The sequence below is a fragment of the Nonomuraea sp. NPDC001831 genome (assembly GCF_042892035.1).
In the GTDB taxonomy this organism is placed as follows: domain Bacteria; phylum Actinomycetota; class Actinomycetes; order Streptosporangiales; family Streptosporangiaceae; genus Nonomuraea.
Genome location: NZ_JBIATU010000007.1, coordinates 354,017 through 373,847 on the forward strand (window position 1 = coordinate 354,017; position 19,831 = coordinate 373,847).

At 71.9% G+C, this 19,831-nt stretch carries 22 protein-coding genes; 14 read left to right on the forward strand and 8 right to left on the reverse strand.

The window, feature by feature from the left end:
* Positions 1-212 precede the first annotated feature (212 nt).
* Positions 213-512, forward strand: a complete 300-nt coding sequence (locus ACFYYW_RS24850) for a hypothetical protein (RefSeq protein ID WP_352322182.1) — start codon at positions 213-215, stop codon at positions 510-512.
* A gap of 53 nt (positions 513-565) precedes the next feature.
* Positions 566-1,450, forward strand: coding sequence for a GNAT family N-acetyltransferase (locus tag ACFYYW_RS24855; RefSeq protein WP_387651851.1), 885 nt, complete (start codon positions 566-568; stop codon positions 1,448-1,450).
* 128 nt (positions 1,451-1,578) lie between these two features.
* Here ACFYYW_RS24855 and ACFYYW_RS24860 read toward each other — a convergent pair whose 3' ends face one another.
* The gene (locus ACFYYW_RS24860; protein WP_387651854.1) at positions 1,579-2,001 is read right to left on the reverse strand and encodes a MarR family winged helix-turn-helix transcriptional regulator; all 423 of its coding nucleotides are present in this window, start codon (positions 1,999-2,001) and stop codon (positions 1,579-1,581) included.
* Positions 2,002-2,071: 70 nt separating this feature from the next.
* Between ACFYYW_RS24860 and ACFYYW_RS24865 the strand changes: the two genes are divergently transcribed.
* A complete protein-coding gene (locus ACFYYW_RS24865; RefSeq protein WP_387651856.1) occupies positions 2,072-2,461 on the forward strand; it encodes a PPOX class F420-dependent oxidoreductase in 390 nt (129 codons plus the stop codon).
* Between the two features lie 10 nt (positions 2,462-2,471).
* Here ACFYYW_RS24865 and ACFYYW_RS24870 read toward each other — a convergent pair whose 3' ends face one another.
* The gene (locus ACFYYW_RS24870) at positions 2,472-3,065 is read right to left on the reverse strand and encodes an XRE family transcriptional regulator (RefSeq protein ID WP_352322189.1); all 594 of its coding nucleotides are present in this window, start codon (positions 3,063-3,065) and stop codon (positions 2,472-2,474) included.
* A gap of 93 nt (positions 3,066-3,158) precedes the next feature.
* Here ACFYYW_RS24870 and ACFYYW_RS24875 point away from each other — a divergent pair, with 93 nt between their 5' ends.
* Genes ACFYYW_RS24875 through ACFYYW_RS24885 form a run of 3 tightly spaced genes read left to right on the forward strand, consistent with a single transcriptional unit; the run spans position 3,159 to position 5,531 of the window.
* On the forward strand, positions 3,159-4,112 hold the full coding sequence (locus tag ACFYYW_RS24875; RefSeq protein ID WP_387651858.1) for an NAD(P)/FAD-dependent oxidoreductase: 954 nt from the start codon (positions 3,159-3,161) through the stop codon (positions 4,110-4,112).
* Between the two features lie 25 nt (positions 4,113-4,137).
* Entirely contained in the window at positions 4,138-4,341 is a 204-nt protein-coding gene (locus ACFYYW_RS24880; protein ID WP_387651860.1) for a thioredoxin family protein, read from the forward strand.
* A complete protein-coding gene (locus ACFYYW_RS24885) occupies positions 4,338-5,531 on the forward strand; it encodes an MFS transporter (RefSeq protein ID WP_387651863.1) in 1,194 nt (397 codons plus the stop codon). Before ACFYYW_RS24880 ends, ACFYYW_RS24885 begins: the two co-directional genes overlap by 4 nt.
* Here ACFYYW_RS24885 and ACFYYW_RS24890 read toward each other — a convergent pair.
* Entirely contained in the window at positions 5,528-5,734 is a 207-nt protein-coding gene (locus ACFYYW_RS24890) for a hypothetical protein (RefSeq protein ID WP_387651866.1), read from the reverse strand. The genes ACFYYW_RS24885 and ACFYYW_RS24890 overlap by 4 nt on opposite strands.
* Positions 5,735-5,777: 43 nt before the next feature.
* On the reverse strand, positions 5,778-6,179 hold the full coding sequence (locus ACFYYW_RS24895) for a hypothetical protein (protein ID WP_387651868.1): 402 nt from the start codon (positions 6,177-6,179) through the stop codon (positions 5,778-5,780).
* A 111-nt stretch (positions 6,180-6,290) separates the two neighbouring features.
* On the opposite strand from ACFYYW_RS24895, the gene ACFYYW_RS24900 reads away from it, so the two are divergent.
* The 5 genes from ACFYYW_RS24900 (at position 6,291) to ACFYYW_RS24920 (ending at position 14,095) form a co-directional block, all read left to right on the forward strand.
* Positions 6,291-7,388, forward strand: a complete 1,098-nt coding sequence (locus ACFYYW_RS24900) for a helix-turn-helix domain-containing protein (RefSeq protein ID WP_387651871.1) — start codon at positions 6,291-6,293, stop codon at positions 7,386-7,388.
* Positions 7,385-7,930, forward strand: a complete 546-nt coding sequence (locus tag ACFYYW_RS24905) for a DUF3368 domain-containing protein (RefSeq protein WP_387651874.1) — start codon at positions 7,385-7,387, stop codon at positions 7,928-7,930. The genes ACFYYW_RS24900 and ACFYYW_RS24905 overlap by 4 nt, the downstream gene beginning before the upstream one ends.
* A gap of 127 nt (positions 7,931-8,057) precedes the next feature.
* Positions 8,058-9,281 (forward strand): NAD(P)/FAD-dependent oxidoreductase, encoded by a 1,224-nt coding sequence (locus ACFYYW_RS24910; protein WP_387651877.1) that lies wholly within the window; start codon positions 8,058-8,060, stop codon positions 9,279-9,281.
* Positions 9,278-10,195 carry an RNA polymerase sigma-70 factor gene (locus tag ACFYYW_RS24915; protein ID WP_387651880.1) on the forward strand — a complete coding sequence of 306 codons (918 nt, stop codon included), beginning with the start codon at positions 9,278-9,280 and terminating at the stop codon, positions 10,193-10,195. The genes ACFYYW_RS24910 and ACFYYW_RS24915 overlap by 4 nt, the downstream gene beginning before the upstream one ends.
* 144 nt (positions 10,196-10,339) lie before the next feature.
* Positions 10,340-14,095, forward strand: a complete 3,756-nt coding sequence (locus tag ACFYYW_RS24920) for a S8 family serine peptidase (protein WP_387651882.1) — start codon at positions 10,340-10,342, stop codon at positions 14,093-14,095.
* Positions 14,096-14,130: 35 nt separating this feature from the next.
* Here ACFYYW_RS24920 and ACFYYW_RS24925 read toward each other — a convergent pair whose 3' ends face one another.
* From ACFYYW_RS24925 to ACFYYW_RS24935, 3 genes are read right to left on the reverse strand one after another with little or no spacing between them, the layout of a single operon-like run.
* Positions 14,131-15,084 (reverse strand): helix-turn-helix domain-containing protein, encoded by a 954-nt coding sequence (locus ACFYYW_RS24925; RefSeq protein ID WP_387651885.1) that lies wholly within the window; start codon positions 15,082-15,084, stop codon positions 14,131-14,133.
* A gap of 30 nt (positions 15,085-15,114) precedes the next feature.
* Complete coding sequence (locus tag ACFYYW_RS24930) at positions 15,115-15,945, reverse strand: hypothetical protein (RefSeq protein ID WP_387651888.1); 831 nt, start codon at positions 15,943-15,945, stop codon at positions 15,115-15,117.
* 32 nt (positions 15,946-15,977) lie between these two features.
* Positions 15,978-16,400, reverse strand: a complete 423-nt coding sequence (locus tag ACFYYW_RS24935; RefSeq protein ID WP_387651891.1) for a hypothetical protein — start codon at positions 16,398-16,400, stop codon at positions 15,978-15,980.
* A 155-nt stretch (positions 16,401-16,555) separates the two neighbouring features.
* Between ACFYYW_RS24935 and ACFYYW_RS24940 the strand changes: the two genes are divergently transcribed.
* From ACFYYW_RS24940 to ACFYYW_RS24950, 3 genes are read left to right on the forward strand one after another with little or no spacing between them, the layout of a single operon-like run.
* Positions 16,556-16,975, forward strand: a complete 420-nt coding sequence (locus ACFYYW_RS24940; protein WP_387651894.1) for a VOC family protein — start codon at positions 16,556-16,558, stop codon at positions 16,973-16,975.
* 40 nt (positions 16,976-17,015) lie between these two features.
* Positions 17,016-17,375 carry an MmcQ/YjbR family DNA-binding protein gene (locus tag ACFYYW_RS24945; protein WP_352322209.1) on the forward strand — a complete coding sequence of 120 codons (360 nt, stop codon included), beginning with the start codon at positions 17,016-17,018 and terminating at the stop codon, positions 17,373-17,375.
* Positions 17,376-17,397: 22 nt separating this feature from the next.
* On the forward strand, positions 17,398-17,892 hold the full coding sequence (locus tag ACFYYW_RS24950; protein WP_387651897.1) for a GNAT family N-acetyltransferase: 495 nt from the start codon (positions 17,398-17,400) through the stop codon (positions 17,890-17,892).
* A gap of 91 nt (positions 17,893-17,983) precedes the next feature.
* Here the strand turns inward: ACFYYW_RS24950 and ACFYYW_RS24955 are convergent, their stop codons facing one another.
* Positions 17,984-19,822: a PIG-L family deacetylase gene (locus ACFYYW_RS24955; protein ID WP_387651900.1), complete on the reverse strand. Its 1,839-nt coding sequence runs from the start codon at positions 19,820-19,822 to the stop codon at positions 17,984-17,986.
* Positions 19,823-19,831: the final 9 nt, after the last annotated feature.

The window sequence follows — 19,831 nt, forward strand, 5'->3', positions numbered from 1 at the left end:
CCTGTTTGCTTATCCCGCTTTCCGGCTGTTCGGCAGTGTTTGTGGTCGAGGAGCTGGTGAGAAACCGCATCCCCGGGAGGAAAGACGCGTGGTGGTGGGAGAAAGAACCACACCTCGTGTCGGACCGGGGCTCGGCTTCTTTGCCTTCCATCTGTCACTGTGCTCCCGTCAGAGCACGCGCCGGGCCACCGGTGCGGCATCTTCTTCCCTGCGTGGAACAGGCAGGAGCCGTGAACCTAGAGGCGGAGATCCTCGAGGTGATGCTACGCGTCAAGGCGCTCGAGACGAGCACCCGCACCGCGGAAGACCTCACCATGATCAGCATCGTTCTGATGATGACCGAACTCGCCACCTTCCAGGCTGAGCTGAGACAAGACTACGAGGCCCTGGTGGACGAGATCACCGGGCTGCGGCACCACATCAACGCCCATGACGCCGTTCCGCAGTGTGGCCTGCCGCGTTGCAGCCTCCTGCGCCGCCCCGGCACTCGGCAACGGCCAGAGAGCAACTAGATGATTGGTGCCAAGCCCTAGCTGTGGCGAAGGTGTGGTTCACGAGGGCGTTCATGCTCGATGAGAGAGCTGGGCGCCTTCGCGACCGCACCTCGGTATTGCAGGTCTCACTGCTGGGCATCGACCATCCCGCGTGCTGGAGTCGTCGTAACTCCGTGGACGCCGGCTGCCCGGACAGCCGATCATGGAGTGTGGTGCGGGAATCGGCGGGGCGGTTGTGGGCCGGGTTGGCTGGGGTGCCTGGCGTGCCCGGGCGTGGCGAGGTTGCGGTGGTGGTCTCCCGCGGGTCGGGGTTGTGTCCGCCTGGGTGGACGGGGATCGTCGTGCTGGACGGCGGGGCGCTCGTCACGGTGCCTGATGCCGGGTTGGTCGAGCCGTTGCGCCGGGCCCTGCGCGGCGGTTTCGGCGAGGACGGCGTCGATCTTCCGCGGCTTTCCGAGCGCCTGTCCGACGGGCTGTCTGAGGGGCTGTTCGAGCGGCTGGAGGTGCGCGAGGTCTTGGGGCCGGCGACGCTCGCGTACGTCGATGCCGAGGAGTTCGTCCCCTGCCATGCCGGGGCAGAGGTCGAACGGCTGGCGGTGGGGGATCGGGACGTCGGCGGGCTGCTGGCGGCGGTGAGCGAGCAGGATGCCGACGAGAGCGGGCTGGCGGAGGTCGGTTCGGCGGTCTGGGTGGTTCGGGCGGAGGGCGGTGAGGTGGTCGCCGCCGCCGGATATCAGGCGTGGTCGGATATGGCGGCGCATGTGTCCGTACTGACTGCCGAGGGGTTTCGGGGACGGGGGTTGGCTCGGACGGTGGCGTCGGCGGCTGTGGCCGACGCGCTCGGTGCGGGGTTGCTGCCGCAGTGGCGAGCGCGTCCGGAGGCGTCGCGGCGGGTGGCCCGGGCTCTCGGGTTCCGCGAGCTGGGGTCACAGGTGAGCCTTCGCGTAGAGCGGTGACCGAGCGCGTGACCGGAAGGGGCGGACGTACGTCGACCGGTTGCTGCGGATGGCGGATCTGATCCTTGGCAGGGCCGTTGCGGACGGGCCCCATGGATCCCCGGCTGGATGAGCGGCTTGGCGGCCGGTCAGATCGCGTCGGTGAAGCGGGTGAGGAGGGTGCGGAGGGTGGTGCGTTCCTCGGGGGTGAAGGCGGCGGAGATGCGGCGTTCGATGATCACGGCTGCCTCGTCCGCCACCCGCAGAGCTTCGCGGCCGGCGTCCGTGAGGTGGGTTTCGAGCATGGTGCGGTGCCACTGATGGGGGGAACGTTCGATCAGGCCGTGTTCGAGCAGGTTCTTCAGTACGACGTTCATGGCCTGCGGCGTGACCAGGCATGCCCTGGCCAGGGCGGCGGCGGAGATGCCCGGGTTGGCGTCGAGGGCGAGGAGGGCGGCGTACTGGGGCACGGTCAGTCCGGCGGTCTTGACCGCGGCGTGCTTGGCCGCCATGAGTCGCTGCTCGGCGCGCTTGACGTCGAGGCCGAGCCGCTCCTCCGGGGGCATGTCCATGCCTGGAGCCTACAAGTCGGCAGGAACTCAAAGCTCTTATGAGCATAAAAGCTTTGATAGTGTGCCACGCATGTCTGTGATTCCGGAGAGCCATCTCGACCTGCTGACCCGTCCCCTGTACGTCCATCTGGCGACGTTGATGCCCGACGGCACCCCGCAGGTGACGCCCGTGTGGACCATCTGGGACGGCGAGTTCCTGCGCTTCACCACCACGTACGACCGGCAGAAGGGGCGCAACGCGAGCGCCCGCCCGCACGTGGCGATCTCGGTCAACGATCCCGAGCAGCCGTACCGCTACCTGGAGGTGCGGGGCACGGTCGAGCGGGTCGAACCCGACCCCCAGGGTGACTTCTTCGACGTGCTGGCCGGGCGGTACGGCCTCGACTACGCGCGGCCGGTCGGCGACGCCGAGCGCAGGGTGGTCATCGTGGTGCGGCCCACCCGCTGCACCAGCCAGTGACCGGACACCGCTAGGACGGCTGCCGGGGGCGCGGCCGGGCGCGCATGTGCATGCGTTCGCCCTGCCGTCCGAACAGGTTGAGCACCTCCACCGGATGATCGCCCGCGGGGCCGAACCAGTGGGGCAGGTGGGTGTCGAACTCGGCGGCCTCGCCGGGCCCCATGACCAGGTCGTGGTCGCCCACGATCAGGCGGACGCGTCCCGAGAGCACGTACATCCACTCATATCCCTCGTGCGTGACGGGCTGCGGCTGGTTCTGGTCGGCGGGGATGACCGACTTCCACGCCTGCAGCGGGCCGGGCTGGGTGGTCAGGGGCAGCACGGTCCGGCCGTTGCGGACCACCGGCTTGAGCCGGACGCGCGGGTCGCCGACCTCCGGCGCGCCGACGAGCTCGTCCAGCGGCACCTGGTGCGCCTCCGCGATCGGCAGCAGCAGCTCCAGGCTGGGCCGGCGCTGCCCCGCCTCCAGCCGCGAGAGCGTGCTCTTGGAGATGCCGGTGGCCTCGGCCAGGGCCGACAGGGTCACGCCGCGCTGGGTGCGGAGGTGCCTGAGCCGGGCGCCGACCTGGGCCAGCGTGGCGTCGATCCGGGATTGCTGCTCCATGGGGCCCATTCCACCTCCGATTTCCCAGAAATGGCAACAGAAGTTGTCGTTCCCGCGTGCCGGATCGCAGCATCGGGGCCGGAGGTGATCGCCATGACGACGGCGACGAACAGCAAGGACACCGAATACGACGTGGTGGTGGTCGGCGCGGGGGCGGCCGGACTGAGCGCGGCCCTGCTCCTCGGTCGTGCGCGGCGCAAGGTGGCCGTGGTCGACGCGGGCGCGCCGCGCAACGCCCCGGCCGCGCACATGCACGGCTTCCTGTCCCGCGACGGCCTGCCGCCCGCGACCCTGCTGGAGCTCGGCCGGGCCGAGATCGACCGGTACGGCGTGCGGCTCCTCCGGGGACGCGTGGAGGAGGTCGAACCGGGGTTCGCGGTGCGGCTGGCGGGCGGCCCGGTGCTCGGCGCCCGCCGCCTCCTGGTCGCCACCGGCCTGTCCGACGAGCTGCCCGCCATCCCCGGCGTGCGCGAGCGGTGGGGCAAGGACGTCCTGCACTGCCCCTACTGCCACGGCCACGAGGTCGGCGACCAGGCGCTGGCGGTGCTCGGCACGCATCCGGGGGCGGTCCACCAGGCCCTGCTGCTGCGCCAGTGGAGCGACGACGTCGTCTTCCTCGCCCACACCCTCGACCTGACGCCGCAGGACCGCGACCGTCTGGAGGCCCGCGGCGTGCGCATCGTCGAGGGCCCGATCGACCACCTCGTCGTCGAGGACGGACGGCTGCGTGGCGTCGAGCTCACCGACGGGCGGGTGCTGCCGCGCGCCGCCGTGTTCCTGTCCCCGCGCATGGTGCCGCAGGACCAGGTGCTCACCCGTCTGGGCTGCGACAAGGACGACGCCGGCTGGGTCGTCACCGACCGGACGGGACGGACCAGCGTGCCCGGGGTCTGGGCGGCGGGCAACGTCGTCGACCCGCGCGCGCAGGTCGTCACGGCGGCGGGGATGGGCTCGGCCGCCGCGTTCGCCGTCAACGCCGACCTGCTGGACGAAGAGGTGCGGGACGCCGTCGAGCGGCGCCGCGCGACGTCCGTCCCGGTTCGCTAGCCCCCACGTGCGAGGAGACTTCGTCATGTCCGTGCATGTTGCCGGCCCGGTGCGCAGCGTCACCGAGCAGAACCTCACCGAACGCGTCCTGGAGGCGGAACGTTCGGTTCTGATCCAGTTCTGGGCGGCCTGGTGCCGTCCGTGCAAAATGGTCACCCCGATCGTGGAGAGCCTGGCAGCCGACCAGTACCTCGCCTCGGCCCTGCGCGAAGCGGGGGCGGACCGATGAGCGCCACGGCCGCCGGGCGGGCGGCGGTCGCCCGCGGCAGGCTGCCGCTGGGGGTCTACCTGCTGTCCTTCAGCCTGTTCTCGATGGGCAGCGCGGAGTTCCTGCTCGCCGGGGTGCTGCCGGCCGTGGCCGCGGACCTGCGGATCACGCTGGCCTCCGCCGGCGGGCTGATCTCGGCGTTCGCGGCGGGCGTCGTGATCGGCGGGCCGCCGCTGGCCGTCATGACCCTCCGCTGGCCGCGCCGGACGACGCTGGTGGCCACGCAGGCGGTCTTCGCCGCCTGTGTGGCGATCGGCATCCTCGCCGACGGCTATCCGGTGCTGCTGGTCACGCGCTTTCTCTCCGGTCTGGCGTACGCGGGGTTCTGGGCGGTGGCGGCGGTCACCGCGATCGGGCTGGTCCCGGCGGACCGCACCGCCCGCGCGTCCGGGGTGGTCGTCAGCGGGCTGAGCCTGGCGATGATCGCGGGCGGGCCGGCCGGGGCGATGATCAGCTACTTCACCGGGTGGCGCGGCGGCTTCTGGGCCGTGACCGCCCTCACCGTCGCCGGCGCCGTCCTGACGCTCGTGGCGTTGCCCGCCACCGGCGGGCACGGGCAGGCGGGCGTCCGCGGCGAGCTCCGCACGATGCGCCGGCCGCAGCTGTGGATCGTGTACGCCGTCACCCTGCTGAGCACCGCGGCCTACATGATCTCCTACAACTACCTGGCGGCGTTCCTGACGGAGGTCACGGGCGTGCCCGGCGTGTGGGTGCCGGTGATCCTCACGCTGTTCGGCGTGGGGGCCTTCGCCGGACTGTCGGTCGGGGGCCGCATCGCCGACCGGCTGCCCACCCACGCGCTCCTGGCCGGGGCGCTCGGCATCGCGGCCTGCTCTGTGCTGCTGGCCGTGCTCGGACGGCACGTCGCGGCCGTCGTGCCGCTGGTGCTGCTGCTCGGCGTCGCCGGGTTCGTGCTGAACCCGGCCATCTACGGGCGGGTGTTCGCCATCGCGTCGGGGGCGCCGACGCTCGCCGGGGCCACCACCGTCTCGGCCTTCCAGCTGGGCATCAGCCTCGTGCCGGTGCTGGCCGCCGTCGTGCTGGACGCGGGGGCGGGGGTCGCCGCCGTTCCGTGGATCGGCGCGGGGCTGGCCGCGCTCACGGTCGTCCCCGTCCTGCTGGACCGGTGGTCCGCGCGCCGGGCCGGCTAGCAGACGCCGGGCAGGCCGCAGACCTTGACGGCCATCTTCCTGGCGTTCTTGGTGAGCCGGCCGGGGTCGTAGTCGCCCTCGTCGGTCCGGTAGAGGATCAGCGCGCTGCCCCTGCGCGCGACGACCCCGGTGATCGTCTGGTCCACGTCGCCGTCCTGCAGGGTCCGGTAGCCCATGCCCACGGCCTCGTCCCCCGCCTTCACCTTGGTCGTCCGCCACTGGATCCTGAGCGTGGGCGCCGACGGGTCACCCTTGCGCGCGCACCGCGCGGCCTCGGCGCGCAGGCCGGCGAGCGCGGCACGGGCGGCCCGCGGGCTCTTGTAGAGGACGAGCTGCTCGGCCGAGTTGCTGGGCGCGCTGCTCCAGTAGGTGATCGTGCGGGCGGCAGTGCGGCCCCGGTCGACGGCACGCCGGTGCCCGCACGGGTTCAGCTCGAAGGGGCGCGGTGAGCCTGTCGCTGATCTTGTATCCCTGCTCGGCGGCGTCGTCCGGGCTCAGCGGCACGCGCGCCTGGCGCTCGGTGAACAGGAAGTTCTTCGGAATCTCGGTCACGGCCGCCGGCGACAGGGCCAGCAGGAGGGAGAGCGTCACGCCGATCATGAACAGTTGGATGCCATCGGAGGCGACTTCGTTCGCCGAAAGGGTCATGTAATCGGGCGTAAGTGCGAATAGGCGGATGAATGTTTATTGGAGCGATGATTGCCGGCATTCGACTTTCCGGCCTCGCGTCCTCATCTGTATGTGTGCGATTATCGCACTATGAAGGAGCCGGGAGAGTGGCTGGACATCGGCGAGCGCGTACGCGAGTGCCGCATGGCCGTCGACATGTCCCAGGAGGAGCTGGCCTCGGAGCTGAAGCTCGACCGGACGATGATCGCGAAGATCGAGAGAGGCGTCCGCCGGGTCGACGCGCTCGAACTGGCCCGATTGTCGGCGGTTCTCCGGGTTCCTCTGAGCTATTTCCTCGATCCGACCCCACTGGTGGTGTCCCGGCGCGCTGAGCTGGCCGACGACACGGTGACCGACGCGTCCCGGCAGTCTCACCGGTTGGAGGTGGCGCTCTCCACGTGGCTGGCCGACATTCGGCAGCTTGTGGACCTCGGAGTGTTCAGTCCTCCCGAAACAGGGCGCTGCCCGGAGCCGGTTCTGGATATTGCGGGTGCCCGCCGCGCGGCCCTGTGGGTGCGAGAGCGCCTGGGGCACGGGGCCGAACCCATCGATTCGCTCATGAGCGTGTGCGAGCGGCTCGGGCAGTTGGTCGCGGTTGTCGAAGTGCCGGGTGAAGGCGCGTCACTGATTGACGGCGACGTGGCCGTGGCGGTCGTCAGCAAGCACGGCGATCCCGGCCGCCGGCGCGCGACCGCGGCCCACGAGCTGGGGCATCTGATCGTCGGAGACGAATACTCGACCGACATCGGCGTCCACGCCTCCCGTGACGACAGAGAAGCGGTCATTGACGCGTTCGCCGCCGAACTTCTGCTTCCCGTCGAAGCGTTCCGCGCGGCGGCCCGGACGGACGGGGGAGCGAGGCGTGAGGATCTGGTGGTTCTCGCGGCCCGGTTCAGGGCGTCCTGGTCTTTGACCGTACGGCAGGCGGTGGAGGCCGGAGCCGTCACCAGAGGCGTCGCCAAAGAGATGCGCCGGAGGAACCCCACCCGGGCGGAGCTGATGGAGGCGGTCGGTTGGGCGCCCCAGCCCGACCTGGAGGCGGTGCGAGTTCCCCCGAGCTTCGCGCATGCCGTGCTGGAAGCGTTCAAGAGATCGCTCATAACGGAGTCCCGTGCGGTCGAGCTCATGCGCGGCCAGATCGTGGCAGGCGACCTGCCGGTGCGCGAGGACACGGATTGCGAGCTGTGAGCGACCCTGGCCCGGAGCCCGTCCTGGTGTTCGACGCGATGTGCCTGAACCATTTCGCCCGCGCCGAGCGCCTCGACGTGTTGCGCGACCTTCTGGCCGGCACCGCGTGCCTGACCACGCATGTCGTCCGGGAAGAGATCCGAGCGGGGATGGAGGAGCATCCCCTCCTTCGTACGGTGCTGGACGCAGACTGGCTGGGGCTGGCGCGGCTCGACTCGCTGGAGGAGCTCAGGTGCTTCATGAAGTGGGCGCAGCGCATCGGGTCGGCTGAGCGCAACCTCGGCGAGGCCAGCGTCTTCTCCGCGGCGGAGCTGGCCCGGGGCATCGCCGTCACGGACGATCGCGAGGCCGTGACCGTGGGGCGGGCGCACGGCCTTGACGTGCACGGCACCTTGTGGCTGCTCGCCCGCGCCACCCAGGACGGCAAGCTCAACGAGGTCGCCGCAGGGAACCTCGTGGACGCTCTGATCGCGACGGGCATGCGCCTGCCCTGCAGCGGCTCGACCTTCGGGTCCTACATCCGGCGTAACGGCCGGACCTGACCTTCCTGGCAGCGCCAAGTCGTGAAGACCCGCCGCCGGGCGTGTGGCGCGGATCACAGCGGGGCCGTGTCACGGATGGGGTGGGGGTTCGCATCACGTGGTCAGACGCACCGCATGAAAGGGCACAATGATGACCACACAGCGCGAGAACGGCAAGGCTCCGTACCACGTCCTGGTGCTGGGGGCGGGGTATGCGGGGATGGCGGCGGCCGTTCAGCTCGCGGCGCGGACCAAGGGGCGGGCGGACGTCCGGGTGACCCTGGTCAATCCGCAGGAGCGGTTCACCGAGCGGTTGCGGATGCACGTCGTGGCGAGTGGGCAGCAGGTCGCCGAGATGCGCATCCCGGACCTGCTGGAGGGCACCGGGGCGCGGTTCGTGCGCGGCTGGGTGACGGCCGTGGACGTGCAGGCCAGGAGTGTGCGGATCGACGACGACCAGGTCCTGCACTACGACACCCTCGTGTACGGGCTGGGCAGCGTGGCCGACACGGTGACGGTGCCGGGGGTGGAGGAGCACGCCTACACGCTGGACAGCGTCCAGGACGCCGAGGCGCTGGCCGTCCGGCTGGACCGGCTGGGCCGCCTGGGACGTGGCACGGTGGCCGTCTGCGGCAGCGGGCTGACCGGCGTCGAGTCGGCCGCCGAGATCGCCGAGCGCCACCCCGGGCTGGACGTCGTGCTGCTCGGCAGGCAGGAGCCCGGCGCGGCCATGGCGGCCGGGCCGCGGGAGTACGTGCGCAAGGCGCTGGCCCGGCTGGGCGTCCGGGTGCGCAGCGGCGTCGAGGTCACGAAGGTGCTGCCCGGCTCGGTCGAGGTGGTGTGCGGAAAGGACGCGGAGAGCATCGCCGCCGACGTCGTCCTGTGGACGAGCGGCACGCGGGTCCCGCCGCTGGCGGCGGCCGCCGGGCTCACCGTGGACGACCGCGGCCGGATCGTCACCGACGCCTTCCTGCGCTCGGTGTCGCACCCGGACGTGTACGCCCTCGGCGACGCCGCCGCGATCCGCCAGGGCTACGGCGTCATGCACGGCACCTGCCAGAGCGGCATGCCGACCGGCGTGCACGCCGCGGTGTCGATCCTGCGCGCCCTGGACGGCCGGCGGCTCAAGCCGTTCCGCTTCGGCTACTACCACACCCCGGTGAGCCTCGGCCGCAACGACGGGGTCGTGCAGTTCACCCACCCCGACGACAGCCCGCGCAGGGTGTATCTCACCGGTCGCACGGCCGCACGGTATAAGGAGACGGTGACCGCAGCACCCTGGCCGACGTACCTCCGCATGAAGAAGATGCCGGTCTCCGGCGCGCTGTGGCCGCGTGGCGGCCGGTTCACCCGGATCGGCGCCGCGCGATGAGCCGCGCGTACTCGGAGCAGGACCAGCGGGTCTTCGACGAGCATCGCAGGCTGCTGTTCTCGGTGGCCTACCGCGTGCTCGGCTCGGCGGCCGACGCCGAGGACGCGGTCCAGGACGCCTGGATCAGGTGGTCGGCCGACGACCGTTCGCAGGTGGCCGATCCGAAGGCGTACCTGGCGCGGATCGTGTCGAACGTGGCCCTGCAGCGGCTGCGGTCCACGCAGTACCAGCGCGAGACGTACGTGGGGCCGTGGTTGCCGGAGCCGATCCTGACCAGCGGCGACACCGCCGACGACGTCGCGGGCGCCGATTCTGTCTCGACGGCGATGCTGGTGGTCCTGGAGACCCTGAGCCCGCTCGAACGCGCGGTGTTCGTGCTCAAGGAGGTCTTCGGATTCAGCCACGCCGAGATCGCCGAGGCGGTGGAGCGTTCCGAGGCCGCGGTGCGCCAGGTCGCGCATCGGGCGCGGGAGCACGTACAGGCCCGGCGGCCGCGCTTCACGGCGGACCGGACGCGGCAGCGGGACGTCACGCGGCGCTTCCTGGCCGCCGCGACCGGCGGCGACATCAACACGCTCATGGAACTGCTGTCCCCTGACGTCACCCTGTGGACCGACGGGGGCGGCAAGGTGCGCCAGGCGCTGCGTCCGGTCGTGGGCGCGAACACGGTGGCCGCGTGGTTCGCCGCGATCGGCACGGTCGCCTACCAGGGCGTCGAGCCGGGCGACATGCGGGCCGAGCCGGCCGAGATCAACGGCGGCCCCGGCGTGGTGTTCAGCGGCCGGGGCCGGGTGGTCGCCACCGTGACGTTCGACTTCGACGCCGACGGGCACATCACCGCCATCCACAACGTCGCCAACCCCGACAAGCTGGGCGCGGTCGCGGCGGGCACCGCCCGCGACCTGACGCCTTGACAACCGTTGCTGACCCAGGCGGTGGCGACGACCTGACATGTCGGTTGTCCGCCATGCCTAGTCGTGGTGTGTACGTCCCTTTCTGGCGAAACTTTGTTCTGCCGGTTGCGCAACCCCCCAACCGGTAGAAAGAGAGCCACCGCCATGCCATTCAGTCGTAGAGCGGCGCTGCTCAGCGCCGCCCTCGCCGCCACGCTCGTCGCGGCCGGCACCGGAAGCGCCCACGGTGACGCGACGGCCCCCGCCCCCGGAGTCACCGGCGGAGTCACCGGCGTCCCGGCGTCGTCGGTCACCACCGCGCGGGTCACCCTCATCACCGGGGACGAGGTCGTCGTGGCCAGCCAGGCCGGCCGTCCCGTCTCGGTCACCGTCACCCCCGGCGAACGGTCGGCCGGCGACCTGCGCACCTACACGGTCGGCGCCGACGTATACGTGATGCCGACCCAGGCCGCGCCGCTGGTCGCCTCGGGCCAGGTGGACAAGCGGCTGTTCAACGTCACCCAGCTCATCGCCCAGGGGTACGACGACGCCCACAGCGAGTCGATCCCGACCATCGTCCGCTACTCCGGCAAGGGCCTGGCCAAGGCCGCTCCGCCCGACGGCGGCCGGCTCACCCGGTCCCTGCCCGGCATCCGGGGAGCGGCTGTCGCCGCGGACAAGAAGCGCGGCGGCGCGTTCTGGGAGGCCGTGGACGACGACACCGCCAAGGCGGGCACGCCCAAGGCCCGGCTGTCCGGCGGCATCGAGAAGCTCTGGCTGGACGGCAAGGTCAAGACGCTGCTCGACAAGAGCGTGCCGCAGATCGGCGCCCCCGAGGCCTGGGCCGCCGGTTACGACGGGACCGGCGTCAAGGTCGCCGTCCTGGACACCGGCGTGGACGCCAAGCACCCCGACCTGGCCGACCGGATCGCCGACAGCCGCAGCTTCGTCCCCGGCGAGACGGCGCAGGACGGCCACGGGCACGGCACGCACGTCGCCTCCACGATCGCGGGCAGCGGCGCGGGCTCGGGCGGCACGTACAAGGGCGTGGCGCCCGGTGCCCGGCTGATCGTGGGCAAGGTGCTGGCCGACGAGGGCGCCGGCATGGAGTCGTGGATCCTCGACGGGATGAACTGGGCCGCCCACTCGGGCGCGAAGGTCGTCTCGATGAGCCTGGGCGGCCAGGAGGGCGCCGACGGCACCGACCCGATGGCCGTGGCGGTCAACGAGCTGACCGCCGAGACGGGCGTGCTGTTCACCATCGCCGCGGGCAACAGCGGCCCGGGGGCGACCACGGTGGGCTCGCCCGGCGTGGCCGACGCGGCGCTCACCGTCGGCGCGGTCGACTCGGCGGACGCGATCACCGGCTTCTCCAGCCGCGGTCCCCGCGGCGGTGACGGGGCGCTCAAGCCGGAGATCACCGCTCCCGGCTTCAAGATCGTGGCCGCCCGCGCCGCGGGCACCTCGATGGGCACGCCCGTGGACGGCACGTACACCACGGCGAGCGGCACGTCGATGGCCACGCCGCACGTGGCGGGCGCCGCCGCCATCCTCGCGCAGCGGCACCCCGACTGGACCGCCGCGAGGCTGAAGAACCAGCTCGTCAGCACCGCGCGGACGACGGCCGGCACCCCCGTGCACAGCCAGGGCGCCGGCCGGGTGGACGTGAGCCGCGCCGTACGCCAGCCCGTCTCGGGCTCCGGCGTGATCGACTTCAGGCTCGTCGACTGGGACGCCGGAGGGCCGGCCACCAAGCAGATCGAGTACGTCAACGACGGCGACCAGCCCGTCACCCTGACCCTGGCCGCCAAGGGCGCCGGCGAGGACCTGCCCGCCGCGGCGCTGACCCTGGGCGCCCAGACGGTGACCGTTCCGGCGCACGGCACCGCGTCGGCGGCCGTCACCGTCGACGCCTCGGCCGTGCCGGCCGGGGCGCACGGCGCGCACGTCACCGCGACCACCGCCGACGGCCAGACGGTCGTGACCACGGCCGTCGGCGTCGTCCGGGACGTGGAGCGCTTCGACGTCACCCTCAAGGTGCTCGACCGGGACGGCAGGCCGACCACCGGCGCCGCCGTCGTGCACGACATCAACCTCGACAGGCTGGCCCTTCCGGACAGCTACCTGATCGGCGCGGACGGCACCGCCAAGGTCCGGCTGCCCCGGGGCGAGCACGCCTTCATGGCGGAGATCTTCCACTACGCCGCCGACGGGAACCGGGTCTGGGAGTACACCTACGGCGCCGAGCCGGGCGCGGTCATCGACTCCGACCGGACCGTCACCTTCGACGGCGCCAAGGCAGGGCCGGTCACCATGGACACCCCGAAGCCGAACCAGACGGACCGGGTCCGGCTCGGCCTGGCGATCCAGAACGCGGCCGGCACCAGCGCCTACGGCCTCGAACAGTGGATGAACGGCGAGACGAAGGTGTACTCCGTCCCGTCCCAGGGCACGAGCAGCCGCTTCGAGTCCCGGGTCGGCTGGTCGCTCACCGCGCCGGAGCTGAAGGCGCAGGTCCTCGGCGCCGGGGCCGAGCCGATCGAGCCGGCCTATTTCCGGGGCCGGGCCGGCTCCGCGCGCATCGACGGCGCCCAGGTCCTGCGGGCCGCGGACGCCGGGACCGGGCGTCCCGAGGACTACGCGGGGCAGCCGGTCCGGGGACGGCTCGCGCTGGTCAAGCGCAGCGCCGAGATCACGCCGCAGCAGCAGGTCGACAACGCGGCCGCCGCGGGCGCGGGCGCGGTCATCATCTACAACGACAAGCCCGACAACTGGGGCGCCGACAACTGGAGCACGTCGCCGACCAGGATCCCGGCGATGACGCTCGCGGGCGAGCAGGGCGCCCGGCTGGCCGCGGCGGCGGCCAAGGGCAGGCTGCAGGTCCGGCTCTCGGGCACGGCGGTGAGCCCGTACGCCTACGAGCTGGTCAAGTACCGCAACGGCGGCGTCCCGGCGGACCAGCGGTACAAGGTGCGCGAGGGCGAGCTGGCCACCGTGCAGTCGTCGTTCCACGCCTCTGCGCCGGCCACGGAGGCCGGGTACGCCCGGGCGCTGGTCTCGCCGATGCAGGGCACGGCCTACGCGGTCTTCACCCGGCTGATCACGCCGCGGCCGCTCACCGAGTACGTCACGGCCGACCTGCGGACCTTCGAGTCGATGCAGGTGGGCTCGGTCTGGGAGGGCGGCCAGGCGTGGCAGCAGACCGCGCCGTCCGTGCTCAAGGCCGGTCAGCGGGTGTCGCGCGACTGGAACAAGGCGGTGGTCCGCACGGCGCTGCCGGCCGCGGTGGACAAGTCGGCGGTCCGCGAGGGCGCGGTCGGCGTGGTCTACGCGGGCGGGCTGTTCGACACCGCGCCGGGCCAGACGTACCTGTTCCGCGCCTCCGCCGACAAGGAGCAGTCGACGGTCTACCGCGACGGCGAGCTGCTGGGCTCCGCGCCGTCGGCGGCCGTCGCCTTCCCGGTGGTGCCCGAACGCGCCCAGTACCGCGTGGTGACCGACGTGCAGCGGAACCAGCCGTTCTGGACGACCTCCACCAAGGTGCGCACCGACTGGACGTTCCACTCGCAGCAGGTGGCCGCCCAGGACCTGCTGCCGGTCCTGTCGATCGACTACGACCTCGACGTGGACGAGAGCAACAGCGCCCGCGCGAACGCCCCCACCCGCGTCGGCCTCGGCCTGCGCTACCCGAAGGGCCTGGCCGGGCCGCGCATCACCCGGGCCGCCCTGTGGACCTCCGCCGACGACGGCGCGACCTGGCAGCCGGTACGGCTCGCCGGGGCCGGTGAGCGCGCCTTCACCGGCACGATCAGGAACCCGGCCGAGCCCGGCGGGTTCGTGTCGCTGCGTGTGCAGGCCACCGACGCCGACGGCGGCACCGTCGAGCAGACCGTGACCCGCGCGTACCAGCTGCGCCGGTAGTTCCAGGTGAGGGGCGTCCCCGGCGGGGGCGCCCCTCACGGCGGGATCATGCCGGACCGGGCCGCGTACCAGGCGAGCTGCATGCGGCTGTCGGTCCCGGCCAGCTTCATCAGCCGCCGGATCCGGCGCTGGACGGTGCGCTCGCTGGTGCCGAGCCGGCTGGCGACCGTCTTGTCCGGCATCCCGGACAGCAAGTACGTCATCAGCGTGACATCGGTGTCGTCCCAGGCCGCGACCCCTTCGGTCACACTCGTGGCGGTGAGCCGCAGCGGGGTCGCCGCCTGCCACACCCGCTCGAACAACGCCACCAGAAGATGGACCAGGGACTGCCCCCTGACCAGGAGGAAGCCCGGCTCCACGCTCGTCTGGTCGGGCAGGACGGGCAGCAGCACGACCTCCCGGTCCACGATGATCATCTTGCTGGGCAGCTCGGCGGCGATCCTGATCTCGTAGCCGCCCTTCAGGAACCTGGCGATCTCGGCCGGGGCCCTGGGGTCGTCCAGCGCGGCGCGTTCGTACACGTAGCGGTAGGTGGCCAGGGCGTTGGTGGAGTCGTCGAGGCTGACGTCGAGCACGTACGGAGGCCGGAAGAAGGCCAGCACCTCCCGCCGGGCGCCGCGTTCCAGGTTCCCGAGCCAGGTGGCGAGCTGTTCCGGCGTGGTGAGCGCCTCGATCTCGCCCGCCGGGGAGGCCGCGCCCGTGCGGTACACCTCCACCAGCTCGGCCAGCCTGCCCTGCACCTGCTGCAACGCGGCCTGACGCTCGGCGATCAGCGTGCCGAGGCCCACGTCGGGGGGCACGGCCATGTACAGCCCGGTGTTGTCGCGGCTGGCCAGGCCGAGCGCGACGAGCCGGGTCACGGCCGCCGTCACGGCCGTCGCCGGCAGGTCCAGCGCCTCGCCCACTTCGGGGATCGTCACCCGGCGGCGGCGCAGGAGCTCCAGGTAGACGACCTCCTCCTCGTCGCTGAACCCGAGCCTATCCAGCATTTCTCAGCACTTTCCGGCGGCCTCGCAGCATCAGTGTCGCTCGTACGCGGCCGCGGCCAGCTCCCAGAGGCCGACGGGACGCAGGGCGCGCGCGGCGGCGAGCACCTGCTTCTCGGGCATGTCGCCGGCGGCGATCCGCAGCAGGGTGTTCCCGCGGGCGGTGAAGACGACCCTGCCGTGGTCGTACCTCAGTACCCACAGGTCCGGCGCCGCCTCCGTGCAGGTCATGTGTCCCGGGTCGGTGCCCTCCCGCTCGCACGCGTGCTCGGGAGACACCGTCTCCGGCAGCACATCGACCGCGACGGTGGCGGCGTCGGCGCGCTCGTACGTGAGGCTGAGGTCCGGGTGGTGGATCTCCACCTCGGTCAGCCGGAAACCGGGCAGGTCGGGCACGACGTTCGTGGCGTTCCGGGCGGCCATGGCCTGCGCCTGTGCGGCGAGCGCGGTCACGTCGTGGTTCGACCAGGCCGCCAGGAACACCGACGCGGCCACGCCGACCGCCGAGAGGCGCAGGGGCGTGGCGACGGGCAGGGCGATCCCCGCTCCCAGCGCGTAGCCGCACGCCCCGGTGGCCATGGTGATCAGGCCGACGCGCCAGGCGCCGAAGGCGAGGAGGGCGGAGAAGGGCGCGGTCATGGTCAGGCCGACGTGCAGCGCGACCAGGGCGAACTGCCCCAGCAACGCCACCAGCCACCAGTTGCGCAACATGGCGTACCAGGCCAGCAACATCCCGGCCGGAAGGGGCGCGAACAACATCAGCAGCAGGTTGCCCGCGGCGTCGTCAGGGCCGTGGAAGGCGAGGACGGCCTGTGCCAGCCCCACGACGGCCCCCACGAGGGCCGCCCGGATCAACGCGTTCATGCCCGATCATGGACGATCTTCGCCCATTCCTGTCAAGAGGGGGCATCCGTCCGCTTCCGCTGCGAGAACCAGCGCCAGGACGGCGGCAGCAGCAGCAGGACGACGACGGGCAACGGCCCGGCGGCGTTCTGGGGGAGCAGCCCCAGCAGGTCGAGTCGGCCGGAGTCGGCCACGTCGATCACGACGGAAACGACGACCTCAAGCAGTTCCAGGGCGACGGCCGCCCAGGGCACCCACGTCCTGCGGCCGCCGAAGCGCCCCATCAGCCAGCCGGCCGCCCAGAGGAACGCCACTTCCCACGCGATCAGGAGGAGCAGGGCGGGCGCGAAGCCGGACAACGCCGCGCCGCCCAGGAAGACCAGCCCCATCATGCCGAACGCCACCTGGAGCGTCATGACGAACCTGGCGGCCCGTACGACGAAGGGCATCGGCTCGGTCCGCACGGTCACCGTCACAGGACAAATGATGACCGATCGGTCGCCCGCCGGGACAGGGAAAGCCCGAGTGAATCCCGTCTTTCGAGCAGGGGACGATCGTCCGTCCCGGAGGCCCCCAATTGGACAGCGGCATGCGCGCAACGGATATTGGACGGGAATGGAGGATCTATTACATGGATGCGCGTCTGGACCATCTCGTTCTCTGGGTCTCCGACCAGCTTGCCGCCCTGCGCTTCTACGAGCAGGTGGTGGGCCTGCCCGGGGTCCGGGGGGAGGAGTTCCGCGAGGGCGAAGCGGGGTTCCCGAGTGTACGGATCGCCGAGGAGACGATCATCGACCTGATGGCGCAGGACGTGTCGAAGGGCGTGGAGGAGGGCACGGGGGTGACGGGCAGCGCCGGGCACCAGATCAACCACTTCTGCCTGTCGGTGAGCAGGGAGGACTTCGAGGCGCTCAAGGTCCGGCTGAAGGACCACGGGGTCGAGGTCACCGGCACCGGCTCCAACTCCTTCGGCGCCCAGGGCATCGCCCCCGAGACCATCTTCTTCCCCGACCCGGACCGCAACGTCATCGAGGTCCGCTACTACCGCTGAGCCGGCGGGAGTTGTCGGTCGGGTTTGGTAGACAGGCGGCATGGGTGTGAGCGTCGACGAGTTCCTCGATCTGGTCCGTGGGTTGCCGGAGGTGACCGAGCATCCCGGCCCGGAGTGGGTCGGCTTCAAGGTCCACGGCAAGGGCTTCGGCTACCTGTGGGAGAAGACCGAGACGGTCGGGGTCAAGGCCACGATCGAGGAGCAGCTGGCGCTGGTGGCCGAGCGGCCCGAGGTGTTCGAGGTGCAGTTCACCGCGGGGCGCTTCGGGTGGGTCGTGGTCCATCTCGACAAGATCGATATCGACGAGCTGTTCGAGCTGACGGCCGAGGCGTGGTGCCTGACCGCGCCCCGGCCGCTGGTCAGCGTGTTCGAGGCGGAGCACCAGATCGCGCCGTCGTGAGCCGGGGGTAGTCTCGGGCAGCGTGACCCCCGTCGACATCCGGCTTCGCGAGTGGCGCGAGGACGACGCCCCGGCCGTGCTGCGCGCGTTCCGCACGCCTGACCTGCGCCGCCAGTCGTCCTTCCCCGTCGTCACGCTCAAGGACGCGGTGGGCTGGATCACCTCCTGGACGGGCGTCGGGCACGCGTTCGCGGTGACCGTCGAGGGCGGCGCGGTGGTCGGCAACGTGGCCGTGGCCGGGATCGACGCCCACGACAACGGCTGGGTGTCCTACTGGGTTTTGCCCGCGTACCGGGGGTTCGGGATCGCGACGGCGGCCACCGAGGAGCTGGCCCGGTGGGCGTTCGGCGAGCGCGGGCTCTTCCGGCTGGAGCTGGGGCACCGCACGGACAACCCGGCGTCGTGCCGGGTGGCGACCAAGGCGGGGTTCCGGGCGGAGGGCATCGAGCGTGGCAAGCTCCGCGACGAGGGCGTGCGCCTCGACGTCGAACGCCACGCCCGCCTGGCCACCGACTGAACGCCCGTCCCCCTCGGTCGCGGCCCGCCCGTCCCGCCCGGTCGCGGCCCGTCGGTGCCGGCCGGAGCCGGCCGGCACCGCGGACGGCGGGTCACGGAAGTGTTTGCCAGACGCCGAAGGGGCTGTCGGCGCCGGGCGCGGTCTGCTCGCGCAGGTGCAGCCTGCCGTCGGTGCCGACGGCGAACAGCACCACGCCGCCGGCCTGGTCGAGGGCTGCCGCCGGATAGTCGGTGATGGCGCCGCCGAGGCTGCTCCACCCGCCGTACGTCCCGTTGGGGCTGACCTGCTTGGCCATGCTCACCCCGGCGTCGGCGTTGCGGTGGAACATGAGGATCCTGGCGTCCGGGCCGGGCGGGGTGGTGACCAGTTCGGGCTCGCCCACCCCGTCCTCGCTCCCGATGACGACGGGCGCGAGGGTGAAGGGGCCGCCGGCCGTCGTCTGCTTGGTCACGACCAGCTCGGCGGTGCCGGCCCGGCGATAGGCCAGCTCGATCCTTCCTGCCTGGTCGAGGGCCGCCGTGGGCGGGCTGGCCGGGGTCATCGACGGCAGCAGGGTGTCGGCGACGAACGCCCCGCCGGGTATGGCCTGGTACCAGCGCACGATCCGGGTCCTGCTGGCGGCGAACAGCTCGATGCGGCCCTGCGGGTTGGTGACCGCGGTGAGCCCGTCCTGGATGTCGGTGCCGCCGCCGGACAGGGTCGTCCACGAGCCCCACGTGCCGCTGTTGGCCGCCGACTGGGTGCGCGTGCTGACGCCGCCCGCGCCGTTCTTGACGAAGATCTGCAGCCGGCCGTTGCCGTTGGCGGCCACCGCGGGCACGCCGATCTGCTCGGGGGCGCCCGTGCCCGGGTTGCCGAGGTCGCTCCAGGTGGCGGCCCAGGAGCCGCCGGCGGTGGTCTGGCTCAGGGACACGACGTGGTGGTCGGACAGCCGCTGGGCGAAGATCTGCAGGCGGCCGTCGGCGTTGACGCCCACGCTGACCGCCGGCCTCAGGGGGCCGCCCGCGCCGCCGAGGACGGCGGGGCCGCCCCACTGCCCGGCCGCGGTCTGCCAGTAGGTGCTCACCACGCCGCTGCGGACCACGAAGACCTGGGGCCGGCCGTCGGCGTTCCGCCCTGCCCAGGCCGTTCCGCGGGCCCACCGGTAGTACATGCGCGACTCCCACCCGTCGGGGTCGAAGGGGTCGTACTGGAAGTAGCTCTGCAGGACGGTGTTCTTGCGGGTGACGGTGGCCGCCGACAGGTTGACCGGCACGTCGGAGATGTTGTAGTCGCGATAGTTCACCTCGACGAGCGGCACGCCGTAGGAGGCGGCGGCGGCCGAGGCGAACGCGGAGGACGCCACGTGGTCGCCGTGCCCGGGGTTGTAGCGGTTGTCGGGCATCGGGTCCATCGCCCGCAGGACGGTGGGCTGGTAATGCTGCATCAGACCGCGCAGTACGGCGACCACGTCGTCGTAGGCGTAGGTGTACGACTGGGTCACCAGGCTGCCCTGCGGAATGATCGTGTGATCGACGAAGTCGTCCACGACGGTGAACCAGCCGAGCTGGTCGTCGCGCAGGTTCATGAACACGAGCTGGACCCGTGGTTCGGCGGTGAGGGTGTACCTCTCGACCTGGCGGCCGGCCAGCGACCAGGCGTCGCGGCTCCACTCCTCCTGGTCATGGGGATCGGCGTCGGGCACCCCGGCCATGCGCGCGTAGGCGTCCTGGATGCCGCGCTGCCGGTTGCGGGCGCGTTGCTCGTCGGTGCTGCCGAGCCCGGTGAGCTGGCCGGCGGTGATGAACACGGTCACGCTCGACTGCCCCGACCGGATGGAGTCGTGGATGTCGGGGTTCATGAACAGCAGGTCGTCGTCCTCGTGCGCGACGATCTGCATGACCTGGTCGCCCGCCGTGGTGGCCGAGGCGGTGCCTCCGGCTCCGGTCATCGGGATCAG

What these genes read in the sequence shown, in the direction of transcription:
- ACFYYW_RS24955 (WP_387651900.1), bottom strand. Translation starts at nt 19,822, where the DNA reads ATGACCGGAGCCGGAGGCACCGCCTCGGCCACCACGGCGGGCGACCAG.
- ACFYYW_RS24875 (WP_387651858.1), top strand. Translation starts at nt 3,159, where the DNA reads ATGACGACGGCGACGAACAGCAAGGACACCGAATACGACGTGGTGGTG.
- ACFYYW_RS24860 (WP_387651854.1), bottom strand. Translation starts at nt 2,001, where the DNA reads ATGGACATGCCCCCGGAGGAGCGGCTCGGCCTCGACGTCAAGCGCGCC.
- ACFYYW_RS24930 (WP_387651888.1), bottom strand. Translation starts at nt 15,945, where the DNA reads ATGAACGCGTTGATCCGGGCGGCCCTCGTGGGGGCCGTCGTGGGGCTG.
- ACFYYW_RS24910 (WP_387651877.1), top strand. Translation starts at nt 8,058, where the DNA reads ATGATGACCACACAGCGCGAGAACGGCAAGGCTCCGTACCACGTCCTG.
- ACFYYW_RS24940 (WP_387651894.1), top strand. Translation starts at nt 16,556, where the DNA reads ATGGATGCGCGTCTGGACCATCTCGTTCTCTGGGTCTCCGACCAGCTT.
- ACFYYW_RS24900 (WP_387651871.1), top strand. Translation starts at nt 6,291, where the DNA reads ATGAAGGAGCCGGGAGAGTGGCTGGACATCGGCGAGCGCGTACGCGAG.
- ACFYYW_RS24885 (WP_387651863.1), top strand. Translation starts at nt 4,338, where the DNA reads ATGAGCGCCACGGCCGCCGGGCGGGCGGCGGTCGCCCGCGGCAGGCTG.
- ACFYYW_RS24855 (WP_387651851.1), top strand. Translation starts at nt 566, where the DNA reads ATGCTCGATGAGAGAGCTGGGCGCCTTCGCGACCGCACCTCGGTATTG.
- ACFYYW_RS24915 (WP_387651880.1), top strand. Translation starts at nt 9,278, where the DNA reads ATGAGCCGCGCGTACTCGGAGCAGGACCAGCGGGTCTTCGACGAGCAT.
- ACFYYW_RS24945 (WP_352322209.1), top strand. Translation starts at nt 17,016, where the DNA reads ATGGGTGTGAGCGTCGACGAGTTCCTCGATCTGGTCCGTGGGTTGCCG.
- ACFYYW_RS24865 (WP_387651856.1), top strand. Translation starts at nt 2,072, where the DNA reads ATGTCTGTGATTCCGGAGAGCCATCTCGACCTGCTGACCCGTCCCCTG.
- ACFYYW_RS24880 (WP_387651860.1), top strand. Translation starts at nt 4,138, where the DNA reads ATGTCCGTGCATGTTGCCGGCCCGGTGCGCAGCGTCACCGAGCAGAAC.
- ACFYYW_RS24870 (WP_352322189.1), bottom strand. Translation starts at nt 3,065, where the DNA reads ATGGAGCAGCAATCCCGGATCGACGCCACGCTGGCCCAGGTCGGCGCC.
- ACFYYW_RS24925 (WP_387651885.1), bottom strand. Translation starts at nt 15,084, where the DNA reads ATGCTGGATAGGCTCGGGTTCAGCGACGAGGAGGAGGTCGTCTACCTG.
- ACFYYW_RS24920 (WP_387651882.1), top strand. Translation starts at nt 10,340, where the DNA reads ATGCCATTCAGTCGTAGAGCGGCGCTGCTCAGCGCCGCCCTCGCCGCC.
- ACFYYW_RS24895 (WP_387651868.1), bottom strand. Translation starts at nt 6,179, where the DNA reads ATGACCCTTTCGGCGAACGAAGTCGCCTCCGATGGCATCCAACTGTTC.